This is a genomic window from Mesorhizobium sp. M2E.F.Ca.ET.209.01.1.1 (genome assembly GCF_004010375.2).
Classification (GTDB): Bacteria; Pseudomonadota; Alphaproteobacteria; order Rhizobiales; family Rhizobiaceae; genus Mesorhizobium.
Window position 1 is genome coordinate 1 of the sequence record NZ_SADP02001277.1, and the last position, 284, is coordinate 284.

1 protein-coding gene is annotated in these 284 nt (G+C 68.0%); it reads right to left on the reverse strand.

The features are described 5' to 3' along the window. Window positions 1–284: HlyD family secretion protein (locus EN852_RS40055; RefSeq protein WP_135879993.1), on the reverse strand; the 284-nt coding region annotated here is incomplete at both ends.

The following is a 284-nucleotide window of genomic DNA, read 5'->3' on the forward strand; positions in this document are numbered from 1 at the left end:
GGTATCGACCGTGACCACCGTCGACAGGCCGGGCCGCAGCGCGACCTTGCCCGCCTGGTCGGCGTCGATTGTGATCCTAACCGGCACCCGCTGCACGATCTTGGTGAAATTGCCGGTCGCATTCTGCGGCGGGATAACGCTGAAGATCGCTCCGGTGGCCGGCCCGAGGCTGGTGACGTGGCCCTTGAGCGGCCGGTCGGGGGCGACATCGGCATAGACCGTCGCGGCCTGGCCGTCGGCCATGGCGCGCAGCTGGTCTTCCTTGAAGTTGGCGTCGACCCACA